14 protein-coding genes and 1 pseudogene are annotated in these 12352 nt (G+C 33.6%); 13 read left to right on the top strand and 2 right to left on the bottom strand.

Annotated elements, in window-relative coordinates:
- Positions 1-137: 137 nt before the first annotated feature.
- A complete protein-coding gene (gene fliE, locus ACGH6Q_RS11045; protein ID WP_085164710.1) occupies positions 138-446 on the bottom strand; it encodes a flagellar hook-basal body complex protein FliE in 309 nt (102 codons plus the stop codon).
- Between the two features lie 175 nt (positions 447-621).
- Between fliE and fliF the strand changes: the two genes are divergently transcribed.
- The 13 genes and pseudogenes from fliF to fliR all read left to right on the top strand — a co-directional run bounded on the left by fliF (position 622) and on the right by fliR (position 11371).
- The gene (fliF, locus tag ACGH6Q_RS11040; protein ID WP_411592825.1) at positions 622-2337 is read left to right on the top strand and encodes a flagellar basal-body MS-ring/collar protein FliF; all 1716 of its coding nucleotides are present in this window, start codon (positions 622-624) and stop codon (positions 2335-2337) included.
- Positions 2334-3332 carry a flagellar motor switch protein FliG gene (gene fliG, locus ACGH6Q_RS11035; protein WP_065561660.1) on the top strand — a complete coding sequence of 333 codons (999 nt, stop codon included), beginning with the start codon at positions 2334-2336 and terminating at the stop codon, positions 3330-3332. Before fliF ends, fliG begins: the two co-directional genes overlap by 4 nt.
- Positions 3325-4095, top strand: a complete 771-nt coding sequence (locus ACGH6Q_RS11030) for a flagellar assembly protein FliH (protein ID WP_296299920.1) — start codon at positions 3325-3327, stop codon at positions 4093-4095. The genes fliG and ACGH6Q_RS11030 overlap by 8 nt, the downstream gene beginning before the upstream one ends.
- Complete coding sequence (gene fliI / locus ACGH6Q_RS11025; protein ID WP_411592826.1) at positions 4091-5470, top strand: flagellar protein export ATPase FliI; 1380 nt, start codon at positions 4091-4093, stop codon at positions 5468-5470. Before ACGH6Q_RS11030 ends, fliI begins: the two co-directional genes overlap by 5 nt.
- A 12-nt stretch (positions 5471-5482) precedes the next feature.
- Positions 5483-5944, top strand: a complete 462-nt coding sequence (gene fliJ, locus ACGH6Q_RS11020; RefSeq protein ID WP_051634102.1) for a flagellar export protein FliJ — start codon at positions 5483-5485, stop codon at positions 5942-5944.
- The gene (locus tag ACGH6Q_RS11015; protein ID WP_411592824.1) at positions 5934-7037 is read left to right on the top strand and encodes a flagellar hook-length control protein FliK; all 1104 of its coding nucleotides are present in this window, start codon (positions 5934-5936) and stop codon (positions 7035-7037) included. Before fliJ ends, ACGH6Q_RS11015 begins: the two co-directional genes overlap by 11 nt.
- 179 nt (positions 7038-7216) lie before the next feature.
- Positions 7217-7684: a flagellar basal body-associated FliL family protein gene (locus ACGH6Q_RS11010; RefSeq protein ID WP_085164699.1), complete on the top strand. Its 468-nt coding sequence runs from the start codon at positions 7217-7219 to the stop codon at positions 7682-7684.
- Positions 7685-7689: 5 nt separating this feature from the next.
- The gene (gene fliM, locus ACGH6Q_RS11005; protein ID WP_296317788.1) at positions 7690-8739 is read left to right on the top strand and encodes a flagellar motor switch protein FliM; all 1050 of its coding nucleotides are present in this window, start codon (positions 7690-7692) and stop codon (positions 8737-8739) included.
- A gap of 64 nt (positions 8740-8803) precedes the next feature.
- Positions 8804-9112 (top strand): annotated as a pseudogene (gene fliN, locus ACGH6Q_RS11000) (flagellar motor switch protein FliN); the annotation flags it as partial.
- The gene (gene fliO, locus ACGH6Q_RS10995; RefSeq protein WP_085164696.1) at positions 9112-9549 is read left to right on the top strand and encodes a flagellar biosynthetic protein FliO; all 438 of its coding nucleotides are present in this window, start codon (positions 9112-9114) and stop codon (positions 9547-9549) included. The pseudogene fliN and the gene fliO, both read left to right, overlap by 1 nt.
- A 6-nt stretch (positions 9550-9555) precedes the next feature.
- Positions 9556-10293 (top strand): flagellar type III secretion system pore protein FliP, encoded by a 738-nt coding sequence (gene fliP, locus ACGH6Q_RS10990; protein WP_296302906.1) that lies wholly within the window; start codon positions 9556-9558, stop codon positions 10291-10293.
- An 8-nt stretch (positions 10294-10301) separates the two neighbouring features.
- Positions 10302-10571, top strand: coding sequence for a flagellar biosynthesis protein FliQ (gene fliQ / locus ACGH6Q_RS10985; protein ID WP_034909516.1), 270 nt, complete (start codon positions 10302-10304; stop codon positions 10569-10571).
- Positions 10572-10576: 5 nt separating this feature from the next.
- Positions 10577-11371 carry a flagellar biosynthetic protein FliR gene (fliR, locus tag ACGH6Q_RS10980; protein ID WP_051634103.1) on the top strand — a complete coding sequence of 265 codons (795 nt, stop codon included), beginning with the start codon at positions 10577-10579 and terminating at the stop codon, positions 11369-11371.
- 205 nt (positions 11372-11576) lie between these two features.
- Here fliR and ACGH6Q_RS10975 read toward each other — a convergent pair whose 3' ends face one another.
- A complete protein-coding gene (locus ACGH6Q_RS10975; RefSeq protein ID WP_034909519.1) occupies positions 11577-11912 on the bottom strand; it encodes a zinc ribbon domain-containing protein YjdM in 336 nt (111 codons plus the stop codon).
- Positions 11913-12352: the final 440 nt, after the last annotated feature.

Here is a 12352-nt window from a genome sequence, read left to right as displayed (position 1 = left end):
ATCACTGGCATTTATGTTAATGTGGCTGCCAATGTATTGTTGAGTGATTTATGTACAGCAAAGATCAACAGTCCCTAGTTATCTGTAAAAGTAAAATGCAAAATTTAGAATATAGGAATTGTATTCGATGTCATTAATTAAACATTCATATTCATAATTTCTTGATAAGCAGCAACTAGTTTATTGCGTACTTGAATACCAAACTGCAATGAAACCGATGACTTTTGCATATTAACCATGACTTCATTCAATGAAATATTTGTATCTCCCATTTCAAAAGCTTTTGCTTCATTATTTGCCTGTATTTGTATTTGACTGATGTTATCTAAAGCGGTTTTTAATTCTGAAACAAAGTTTTTATCTGCAAAATGCGTTTTTGGAGATATTGACGTTGATTTATTTAAATCAGTTAGCTCAATTGGATTGAATGTATTGATTGTATTCATTTTGATAACTGCTTTTTAGCTCTTTTGTTACTGTATGGCTAAATTTAACATATAAATAAAAAAACAAAGGGTATAAGTAAGGGAAAAAGTGCACGCTTTTCTCGCCATTGAATTTTTTAAATACATGGATAATAACGAACAGAGTTAATCTAAATAGTTTAGAGTCAGGGTGCCAATGGCTAGTCAAACAGTCAATAATAAAGGTGAATCAATATTAAATAAGTTGCCTTTTATAAATCAACTAAAACAAAACACCAAAATGGCATTGTTAATTGCAGCTGTAATTATAATAGCCATTATTAGTTTTATTTATTTATGGGCTAAAGATGAGTCTTATGCAGTTTTATTCAGTAATTTAAATGATAAAGATGGTGGTGAAATTATTAGCCAACTTGATAAGATGAATATTCCTTATCAATTTTCGTCTTCTGGTTCCACAATCTTAATTCCGCAAGATAAAGTTTACGATACCCGATTACGTATTGCTCAGCAGGGTTTACCAAAAGGTGGGGCAGTTGGTTTTGAATTGCTCGACAAAGAAAGTTTTGGTATGAGCCAATTCAATGAACAAATAAATTATCAACGAGCTTTAGAAGGCGAATTATCCCGAACAATATCCATCATCAGTAGTATTGATGATGCTAGAGTGCATTTAGCAATGCCTAAACCTTCTTTATTTGTCAGGGAAAGGAAATCTCCTTCTGCATCGGTGGCATTAACGTTATTTCCTGGGCGCTCATTATCACAAGGTCAAATCGATGCCATTATCCATTTAATTTCTAGTAGTGTGCCAGAATTACAAGCAGATAAAGTGACCATTATCGATCAGCATGGTCACCTGTTAACTGGTGAAGGTTATCGTGATAGAAACACAAATGTCGCTCAACTCGAATTTGGTGAGCGAATTGAAAATAATATTCGTGAGCGAGTAGAAAAAATCATCACCCCAATTTTGGGTAAAAATAATGTCAAGGTGCAAGTGAATGCTGATATTGATTTCAGTCGACAAGAATCGACATTAGAAACTTATGATCCTAATAGTGATATTGCTAATCAAACTATTCGCAGTAAGCAACAAGTAGAAAATCGTCAATCATCTAAAAGCTATGGTGTAGGTGGTGTGCCAGGAGCGTTGTCTAATCAACCTGTACCTGCATCTAGCGCGCCAATCGATGAACAAGAATCGACTGAAAAACACGATAAGCAAGGAAATTACAGCTTGCAATCAAATAATACCGTTAATTTTGAAGTAAATAGAAAGGTTATACACAGTCAAATACCTGAAGGTCGTATTAAACGTTTATCGGTTGCTGTTTTGGTGAATTATAAATTCGTTACAACCGAGCCAGATAATGTTAAATCTGAAGATGTTGACAGTGACAATGACAAGTCATCTTCCATAACTGAACAATGGGTAAAACTAGATAGTGATGAACTGAAAAATATTGAAGCATTAGCCCGTCAGGCAATGGGGTTTTCTGATTTACGTGGTGATAGCTTGACTGTTGCAAATTTGAAATTTACCGATCAAACACTTGATGACAACGATAATATGGCATTTTGGAAAACTCCTGAATTTTATGATTCTGCTAAAACAGTAATTAAGTATCTAATTTATATTATTATTTTATGGTTTGCGTGGCGTAAGGTTTTACGTTCGGTATGGATAAAATTACAACGTAAATTCTTTATTGATAATGGAGAATCATTAGTTTCTCAATCTACCGTAGACGATAAGTTAGATTATAAAGCTCACAGTAAACAACAGCAAAAAATATTTGAAGATAATACGCAACAACAACAGCATATACGGAAAATTGTTGAAAAAGAACCGCGTGTAATGGCACTAATTATTCGTAATTGGATAAATAAGGAGGACACTGAGCAATGATATTAAGTGAATCTCAAAAAGTAGCTGCGATTTTAATGGTGTTAGGTGAAGGGTTAGCGGCACAAGTTATGCAACATCTTAACCATAAAGAAGTGCAACAAATTAGTAGTGCGATGATGTCATTACCTCAATTTTCGCAAGAACAGTTGAAAGGTATACTTAACGAGTGCCAAGTTGCTCTTGAAGAATGCGCTGTTTTAAATACCGATCCAGATGGTTACTTACGTACAATATTGGGTCGATCTCTTGGTAGTGAAAAAGCCGAACGTTTACTGGATGAATTATTAGATACAGGAAAAGAAGAAGCAACCGATGGTCTTGAAATGCTCAACTATGTCGATGCTACAAGAGCAGTTGATTTGGTCAAAAAAGAACATCCACAAATTATTGCAACTATTTTAGTTCATCTAAATCGTGATTTAGCGGCAGAAATTCTAAATCTATTTGATGATGAATTACGAAACGATGTCATGTTACGTATTGCAACTTTTGGAGGAGTAGAGCCTTCTGCACTTCAATTACTCTCAACTTCATTATCGACTTTACTACATGGTCAAAATATCAAACTTAATAATCTTGGTGGTATACGTACTGCGGCAGAAATTATTAACTTAATGAAAACGCAGCAAGAAGAGCAAGTTATTAATGCATTGCGTGATTATGATGGCGAGTTAACCCAAAAAATTATTGATGAAATGTTCTTATTTGAAAATCTTGTTGAAGTGGATGATAGAAGTATTCAACGCTTACTTAAAGAAGTCGATAATGAAATATTAATAATTGCATTGAAAGGTGCATCGGTTGAATTACGAGAAAAACTATTGAGTAACATGTCACAGCGAGCGGCATCTATCTTACGTGAAGATTTAGAAAATCGACCTCCTGTACGTTTATCTCAAGTTGAAACTGAACAGAAAAAAATACTGGCTATTGCTCGTCGATTAGCAGAAAGTGGTGAAGTTATCCTAAGTAGCGGTGATGATGAATATGTGTAATCGGCCAGATAGATTAAATTGGGAACCATTAAGTTTTCAAGATTTCTCTTTACCCGAATTACCGAAATTAAGTAAAAATGAAGTTGCTATAAACGTTGGAACTGATGATCCTGAAACAGAACTAACTGCTACCGAGATAGATAATGTTGTAATTGAACCAGAGTTAAATCAGGCACAACAGTTAGAGCAATTAAAAGAAGAGGTAAAAAAACAGGCTTATCAGGACGGTTTTAATTTAGGTCAACAAGAAGGTTTCAATGCAGGTAAACAGGCTGGTTATGATGAAGGCTATCAAATTGGCGAGCAAGAAGGGCGCCAGTTCATTGAACAACAACTTAATGAAGAAAAATTAAATGCCGTTCAAGCTATAGCTAATTTAATAACCAATTTTCAAAATTCGATCAACGAAATTGATGAATTAATTGTTCCTAAACTGCTTGATTTAGCATTGATTGCTGCGCAAAAAACAGTAGGCACGATACCAAAAGCTAAGCAAAAACAGCTTATTTATACCATAAAAACATTAGTTGAACAGTGCTCAGTTTTGTCTGAACCTATTGCATTGTACCTAAATCCAGCTGATTTACTGTGGTTAGAACCCATGCTGAATGATGAAATCAGTCAACATCATTGGCAACTTATTGCCGATTCTAACGTAGAACAGGGTGGATGCAAGATATTTACCGAAACTAATGAAATTGATGCAAATATCGATCAACACTGGCAAATAATGTCTGATAGCTTAAAAGAGGACAATCATTAACGTGAGATATTCTGCACAATGGCTAAATAAAATTGACCAAGCTACACAACAACTTGAATCACTATCACTAATCCGCCAATATGGAAGATTGGTTAAAGCATCGGGACTTGTGCTAGAAGCTATTGGACTAAAGTTACCTTTGGGGTCTAACTGCTTGGTTGAACGACAAACCGACGGTCGAATTGAGCCCGTTGAGTGTGAGGTAGTTGGATTTAGTGATAAAACACTTTACTTAATGCCATTTGAATCAACTGACGGTATTTTATTAGGGGCACGAGTCTATACTAAGCAATATGATCTAACACATTTTAATCATAAAGTATTACCTATGGGAATGGGATTATTAGGTCGAGTGGTTGATGCTATGGGAAATCCCTTGGATGATAAACCATTACCTGAGCATATTGAGTATGCTGGATTAGCCAATAAATCCCTGAATCCACTACAACGGACTCCTGTTCATCAGGTTCTTGATGTTGGTGTCAGAGCTATAAATGCCTTGCTAACGGTTGGCAAAGGGCAACGAATGGGCTTATTTGCTGGATCAGGGGTTGGTAAAAGTGTCTTACTAGGTATGATGGCTCGTTATACGCAAGCGGACATTATTGTTGTCGGGTTGATTGGTGAACGAGGTCGAGAAGTTAAAGACTTTATCGAAAATATTTTAGGCGAAGAAGGATTGGCTCGAGCGGTTGTTGTAGCAGCACCAGCGGATGTTTCGCCATTATTACGCTTACAAGGAGCGGCATATGCAACAAAAATTGCTGAAAACTTTCGTGATAAAGGCTTTAACGTTTTATTGATTATGGACTCTTTAACTCGTTATGCTATGGCACAACGAGAGATTGCTTTAGCAATTGGTGAACCCCCAGCAACTAAAGGTTACCCGCCATCAGTCTTTGCAAAGTTACCCGCATTAGTTGAAAGAGCTGGCAATGATGAAGAAGGGAAAGGCTCAATTACTGCATTTTATACGGTATTAACCGAAGGTGATGATCAACAAGATCCGATTGCAGATTCGGCCCGAGCAATTTTAGATGGACACATTGTTTTATCTCGATCTCTTGCTGAATCAGGACATTATCCAGCTATTGATATTGAGGCTTCAATTAGTCGCGTAATGACAGATCTTACTGCACCTGAAGATGAAAAAAAATCTAGATTATTTAAACAATTATTTTCAAGTTTTCAACGAAACCGTGATTTGATTAATGTTGGTGCTTATATATCTGGCACAGATCCATTATTAGACAGAGCAATAACGCTATATCCTGCTATGCAAAAATTTTTACAACAAGGTATTAATGAACATTGCTGTTATCAAGACGCTTATCAACAATTAGCGGCCATTGTTGAGCCACAATTAGCTCGTTAGGGAAATATCATAATGAATAAAAATCCTTCGCAACTTGCATTTTCAACATTAAAAAAATTGGCGCAAAAGTCGGTAGACGATAACTTGATAAAACTAAAAAAAGCAAATGAAAATCATCAAAATGCACAATCACAGCTAAATGTTTTAAATAATTATTATGTTGAATATCAACAAAAATTAAATAATGCCTTATTTGAAGGTATTAAAGGTAGCGAGTTAAACAATTTTAAATCGTTTATTGCTTCAATTGAACAAGGTATTGAGCAACAAAAAAAACTATTGTTATCGTTAGATATTAAACAAAAGCAAATTACAAATCAGCTTAATCAATCACAAAAAAGCTTAAACACATATACCACACTATTAAATAAGCAGTATAACCAATATTTGCAACGACAAAATCGGTTACAGCAAAAACTGACAGATGAATTTGCGCAGTTACAATTAGCAAGGAGAGTATTAAATGAATGTTAATCTTATCAATGGATTGAACCCTACTGTTTCTCATCAATCAGATCTTGTTGAAACCAATTTAACGAATAATGGTAATGATTGCTTTCAACAATTATTACAACAAAGTGAAAATCAAACCGAACATAATAAAAAAACAGTTAATGCCAAATTAAAAGGTATCGATGATGCGCAAGAAGATAATGATCATAATGTTGAAATGTTAATTACGGAAATTTATCCCTTTAATATACAAACACCAATAGCACAAGATAGTGATATAAAAATAGATCAAAATACTGAAACATTAAATGTTAATTTATTCGGTGGATCATCAGAAGTGGTAATCGATGAGCAAGCAACGCAGTTACTTACTTCTATTTATGACAGTGAAGATTTAATTAATAAAGTAACATCACAAACAGGAATAAAAACTAAACCTGTGGATAAAGGAATGACAAATATTAAAGATAATATTAATAATTTTGCTAACTCAAAAAATGAATCGCATAAAGCTAGTGAATTTATGCAGAAAGTAGTGATGAATCAAGTCCAATTAATAAATAATTACGATGATGAAGGACAAATGGCTACTAATCAAGAACCATTTTTGTTAACCAACACCAATGGACAAAACCAGCTATTATCACAAACTAGTATTAGCGCAAGATCAGCGACAATAAATTTATCTACACAAAATATTATGCAGTGGCAAACTTCATTAACTGAACAAATTATTATGTTTAATCGTCAAGGTATTCAAACTGCCGAAATAAAATTACATCCACAAGAGTTAGGCTCAATGTACATTAAGCTTGCAATGAATGATGATAAAATGAATCTTCATATGATGGCTGCACATAGTGTTGTTAAAGGTATGTTAGAATCGGCTTTACCTTTTTTAAGAACATCATTAGAAGATCAAGGTATTACACTAGAGCAAACAAATATCGGTGATTTTTCAATGATGAATGATTCAAAACAATCTGATACACAGCAACAAACAAAAAGCAATCAAACCCAGAAAGTCGTATCACTTGATGTAATAGACGATAGTATTGAGCAATCTCTAATTGAAAGTCGATCAATTAAATCTAGACTTAGTATATTTGCCTAACTAATAAGATTATTATTTTTTGAGCAATTTTATATTTTAAATCAATTGAAACGTTTAAATAGGTAATGTTTTGTTGCCTATTCTTCAAATCAATTTAAAAAATATGATTTATTATCCTTGTAACTATACCTAATTAATGGGTTATAAATCTTTTTAAATTTATAGAGACAAGAATAAATATGCCTACCACGAAAAAAAAAGTAAGTGTTTTAAATCTGATCCTTATTCTTATTACGTTGTTAGCGATAAGTGTTGCGGCTTATTTGTGGTTTCACAATCACTCACAAAGCACAACTAAAGCACAAGAAGAACCCGAAGTTACGTCACCGGTATTTTTAACATTAAAACCGTTTACTATTTCATTACCTGTCTCAGAAGATAATATCGAAACTAATAAAATTATTTATATTGGAATAGTTTTGCGTATCGCCGATGAAAACCAAAGAACAGTGCTATTAGATTATTTACCTGAAGTAAGAAGTGACGTACTACTTTTAACTTCAAAACAGCATGTTAACAAACTAAAGCAAGAATCGGGGAAGATCGATTTACAAGAGCAGATAAAAACTACCTTATCAAGACAATATGATGCAAAACATTGGGTAAAAGTTGATGAAGTTCTATTTACTGATTTTATTATACGGTGATTATTATGCCCGATAAGATAGAGCCCACAACAGATTTAAATGAAAATAGTGCTGCAGAACAACTATCTGATAGTTTTGTTAACGATGGTGAAGATAGCAGTATTGATGTTTCTTCTTTTTCGTTACCTTCTGGTAAAAAGGTTGATGTTAAACCTTATGATTTATCGGTAAAACATCGCTTTATTCCTGAACGTTTAACCGCATTAGAAATCATTAATGAACGTTTTGCTCGTCAGTTTAGAATTGGGCTATTTAATCGATTGCGTCGCAATGCCGATGTAGTTGCATCGCATATTGAACCACAAACATTTGAGGAATTTTCTAATATTTCATCAGAAAACCATTTAAATTTAGTTCATCTTAACCCATTAAGAGGTTCAAGCTTATTTTCATTTTCGCCTGAATTAGTCTTTATTATCGTTGATTCATTATTTGGGGGAGACGGGCATACAACTAAAATAAAAACACAAGGACGAGAATTTACCCACACCGAACAGCAAATCATAAAACGAGTATTAGAATTAGCATTAGTTATTTATCAAAATGCATGGGCTGATGTATACCCAATTGAAACTGAATATATTCGCTCTGAAATGCAAAGCAAATTTACCAACATTACCAGTTCGCCTGATGATGTCGTGCTAACAACAAACTTCAAAGTCGAAGTGGGTCATAGCAAAGCAACATTTTGCATTTGTATCCCTTATTCTATGGTTGAACCAATCAAAGAGTTGCTAATAAAGCCACCTATCGAAGAACAGACTTATCAAGACGATAATATCTGGATGAGTTCATTAACCACTGGAATTAAACAATCATCTGTCGAATTAGTTGCCAATTTTACCCATATTCATACAACCGTTGAAAAACTGTTAGCGTTAAAAGTTGATGATATTTTAACAATTGAAAAACCAACAAATATAGATGTAACAGTTGGTGGTGTACCGGTATTAAAAGGCCATTACGGTAAAGTAAATAAACAGTATGCAATTCAAGTAGAACAGGTCATTAATCCTGTGATAGAACAACTGAATGAGGGAGTGTTCAATGACTGACATTATACCAAATAACGGCGAAGACCAAGAAGAAAAAGTAATGAGTGATGAACTCATCACTAAAGAGGCTATTTTTGAAACATTATCTCCTCAACAAACAAAAGATAAAAAGCAAGATATTAATCTTATATTAGATATACCTGTTGATTTAAGCGTTGAACTTGGTCGAACAAAAATAGCTATTAAAGATCTATTAAATCTAACCCAAGGTTCGGTAATTGCATTAGATGGGCTTGCAGGAGAACCATTAGATATATTAATTAACGGTTATTTAATAGCTCAAGGCGAAATTGTGGTAGTTGGCGATAACTATGGTGTACGTATCACCGATATTATTACTCCATCAGAGCGTGTAAGAAGATTAAGCCGTTAATGACAATAAAGCAACCTAATTTGATTCAACCTACGGTTGGTGCAACCAATACTAATACCTTATCGCCATCGTCTTCTGATTTAAATATTTATACCGAAATTGGATCGTCAATGGGATTAACGCTTATTGTGATCATCGGTTTTATTTTATTGCTAGGATGGCTCGCAAAAAGAATGGGTTGGAAAAAAACGACCGAACAATGGATTGATGTCAAAGCCACATATAACATTAATCCTAAAGAACGTATTATGGTTATTCACGTTGATAACCAATTATTAGTGGTAGGTGTTACTCCTCAACAAATGACATTGTTACATACCATCAATGAAGAACGAACCAAAGTGTTGCTTTCGCAAAATGGAGCAGATAAAAATCTTACGAAAATTAACGCATTTCAACAGATATTACAATCCGCTTTAAAAGTGAAAAAGGAGTAACAACAAGTGCGGTTAAATTTAACTATTTTGCTAAGTTTATTGCTATTTAGCTTATCTAGCTATGCTGAAACTTCATCTTTAACTAACATAAATCAGCCCCTAACTGGTGGGCAAAATTGGTCGTTACCAGTTGAAACATTAGTCTTTTTAACATTGCTCACTTTTATACCAGCAATATTATTATTGATGACCAGCTTTACACGAATCATCATTGTGTTAGGTCTGTTACGTAATGCCCTAGGTACGCAATCGGCACCACCTAATCAAGTTATTTTGGGAATTTCGCTTTTTATGACATTTTTTATTATGTCGCCAGTCATTGATAAAATTTATCAAGAAGCGTATGTGCCATATTCACAAAATCAAATCACCATGCAAGAAGGATTAACAAAAGCAACTAAACCATTACAAGAATTTATGCTTACCCAAACGCGAGAAAATGACCTAGCGTTATTTGTTAACATGTCTCATCAAAACGACATTCAAACACGTGAAGACGTTCCCCTAAAAGTATTAGTTCCTGCTTTTGTGGTGAGTGAATTAAAAACAGCGTTTCAAATTGGTTTTACAATTTTTATTCCATTCTTAGTAATTGATCTAGTGGTAGCAAGCACGCTTATGGCATTAGGAATGATGATGGTGCCACCAGCGACAGTATCATTACCATTCAAATTAATGTTATTTGTCTTGGCAGATGGTTGGCATTTATTACTTGGATCATTAGCACAAAGCTTTTTTAGTTGAGTCGCACTATGTCATCTGAATATATCAGCACGTTAGCCATACAAGCGATAAAAGTTGCGGCATCATTAGCTGGACCGTTATTATTAGCCGCATTAGTAACAGGGTTAATCATTAGCTTATTACAAGCTGCGACGCAAATTAACGAAATGACATTATCATTTATTCCCAAGATCATAGTGGTCATTGTGGTTTTAATAATATTGGGGCCATCAATGCTATCAACCATGATCGACTATATCCAAACCGTTATTACAGATATTCCTAACTTAACCCGTTAAATGTAATGGAATTTGATATCAACAATTTATTTAATATCGATTTCTTTTCTTGGATTAGGGACTATTTTTTCCCTTTTGTTCGTATCTTAGCGTTGATCATGGTAGCGCCCATTTTTGGCGAAAAGGAAACGCCTAATCGAGTTAAAATTGGTCTAGCGCTACTCACTACGATTGTACTGCCACATCCACATATTGATGACAATATAAAAATATACTCATTTATAGGAATATGGATTATTGCACAACAAATAATGATTGGAATACTTATTGGTTTTACCATGCAGTTGGCATTTATGACAGTGCGATTTTCAGGAGAATTAATAGGGATGCAAATGGGGCTAGGAATGGCGACCTTTTTTGACCCTATTGGCGGTCCATCAACATCAGTATTATCGCGCTTAATTAACATCATTGCTTTATTAATATTTCTCAGTCTTGATGGCCATTTATGGTTGTTATACGGCATATCAAATAGTTTTGATATTATTCCGATTGCAGTAATGCCATTACAAGCGAATGGATACTTAGCATTAATTGAAGTCAGCAAACTATTATTTATCAACGCAATCATGTTAGCACTTCCTTTAATGACATTGCTATTAATCATCAACATATCATTAGGACTACTTAACAGAATGACGCCACAGCTATCTATATTTGTGGTTGGTTATCCAGCGACCCTATTCTTAGGGCTAATCATGCTAACTTATTTAATTACAACACTACCCGCATTTACTGAATTTATTTTTGAACAAATGTTTGAGCGAATTTCTAGTATCTTATGGTATTTAACTCAGTGATATAAATTGATCACACAGTCGTATTTAATTTACCTATTCAACTTGACTTATTTTTTGTGGCTATGGGAAATAAATTCTTCAAAAAACAATAAATACTTAATTGAAAACAATGATCTAACTAAGTATGTTTATTGTATGATAGATTATATTAATTAACACTAAAACAGATTAATGCTGATAAAATCAGCATTAATAAAATAGTTAACTAAGCTTTTTTTACAAAGCAGGCTTTTAGCATAATTTTCATGCCATCAATTTTGCAGTCGATTTCGTGATCACCTTCGACTAAACGAATGCCTTTGGCTTTAGCGCCTTTTTTCAGCACCGTTGAAGATCCTTTCAATTTTAGATCCTTAATCAAAATAATATCGTCGCCATCAGCAAGTAAATTACCATTGCTATCTTTTACCTGTAATCCAACATCAGAAGACACAGCCTCGTTTGGATCCCATTCGTGGGCACATTCAGGGCAAACACAAAAGCTGCCATCATGATAAGTGTGTTCAGATTGGCAAACAGGGCAATTAGGTATAGATTCCATAGCTTATAACTCTTATAGATTAAATAAAATGGCGTTTACTATAGCAAAAAAATGCTATTAAGTCATGGATGTTGTCTATTCGCTATTGTTAGGATCTAAAATAGCGATATACAAAAATATAGGAAGTATTAATTATGTTTCTGTAAAGGTTAATGATTAAGTCTTAATATTAATAAGCAAATATGTGATTTTAAGTAATAGATTCATTATCTTATATTATTAAAAAATTTAGAGCAATGGATGATCTTTTATTAAAGAAGGAGCTTAACAAAACTTTACAAAAAAACAGGTGAAAAACGAAGATTTTATTCTAAAATAGAGTAGCATAGTTATATACTACTTTATGCTAAAATTACTAAAAATAACATTAACTGTTTATTTTATAACAATAAATTTAAGAAAATAAGTATGAGGAATAATAAAGTTATGATAAAATATGG

The sequence above is a fragment of the Gilliamella sp. BG2 genome, from assembly GCF_046635645.1.
Taxonomy (GTDB): Bacteria; Pseudomonadota; Gammaproteobacteria; order Enterobacterales; family Orbaceae; genus Gilliamella; species Gilliamella bombi.
Note: the sequence above shows the minus strand (reverse complement) of the source record. Positions and strands in the feature narration are given on the sequence as shown.